Here is a 1251-nt window from a genome sequence, read left to right as displayed (position 1 = left end):
CGCTCGGGGTGGCGGTCAAGGTCACCGTGGTGGTGTCGTTGACATCGTTGACCGTGGTTTCCACCGGGGTCTTGATCGGGTTGATCGCTTCGAGGTTGCCGCCGTCGGCCGATTTAATCGACTCGGTAACGGTGGTCGGACCGGTGTAAACGTCGTTGCCCACGGTCACTGGCAGGCTGCCGGAGCTCTGGCCTTCGGCGATGGTGATCACCTTGCCGCTGTCCAGGGTCACGGTGACTGGACCGTTCTGCGCAGTGACCGGTTTGCCTTGGGCATCGGTCAGCGTCGCGGTGTAGGTGATGGTGCCGTTTTCATCCACGCTCGGGGTGGCGGTCAAGGTCACGGTGGTGGTGTCGTTGACGTCGTTGACCGTGGTGGTCACTGGCGTTGTGTTTGGCGACACCAATTCCAGGTTGCCGCCCACTGCGTCCTTGATGGATTCAGTGACGGTGGTCGGGCCTTGGTAGACGTCGTTGCCGACGCTGACCGGCAGGCTGCCGGAGCTCTGACCTGCGGCGATGGTGATCACCTTGCCGCTGTCGAGGGTCACGGTCACCGGACCGTTTTGCGCGGTGACCGGTTTGCCCTGGGCATCGGTCAGCGTCGCGGTGTAGGTGATGGTGCCGTTTTCATCCACGCTCGGGGTGGCGGTTAGGGTCACCGTGGTGGTGTCGTTGACATCGTTGACCGTGGTGGTCACTGGCGTTTTCACTGGATCAATGGACTCGAGGTTGCCGCCGTCGGCCGATTTAATCGACTCGGTCACGGTGGTCGGGCCTTGGTAGACGTCGTTGCCGACGCTGACCGGCAGGCTGCCGGAGCTCTGACCTTCAGCGATGGTGATCACCTTGCCGCTGTCCAACGTCACGGTCACCGGACCGTTTTGCGCGGTGACCGGTTTGCCCTGGGCATCGGTCAGCGTCGCGGTGTAGGTGATGGTGCCGTTCTCGTCCACGCTTGGAGTGGCGGTCAGGGTTACGGTGGTGGTGTCGTTGACGTCGTTGACCGTGGTGGTCACTGGCGTTGTGTTTGGCGACACCAATTCCAGGTTGCCGCCCACTGCGTCCTTGATGGATTCAGTAACGGTGGTCGGGCCTGTGTAGACGTCGTTGCCGACGCTGACCGGCAGGCTGCCGGAGCTCTGACCTTCGGCGATGGTGATGACCTTGCCGCTGTCCAGGGTCACGGTCACTGGACCGTTTTGCGCGGTGATCGGTTTGCCCTGGGCATCGGTCAGCGTGGCGGTGTAGG

1 protein-coding gene is annotated in these 1251 nt (G+C 62.8%); it reads right to left on the bottom strand.

Features of this window, described 5'->3' with window-relative positions; genetic code table 11:
• The coding region (locus BSF40_RS31295; RefSeq protein WP_141249830.1) for an immunoglobulin-like domain-containing protein at positions 1-1251 on the bottom strand (1251 nt) is incomplete at both ends.

Source organism: Pseudomonas sp. ACN5, assembly GCF_002303975.1.
Classification (GTDB): Bacteria; Pseudomonadota; Gammaproteobacteria; order Pseudomonadales; family Pseudomonadaceae; genus Aquipseudomonas; species Aquipseudomonas laurylsulfatiphila.
Note: the sequence above shows the minus strand (reverse complement) of the source record. Positions and strands in the feature narration are given on the sequence as shown.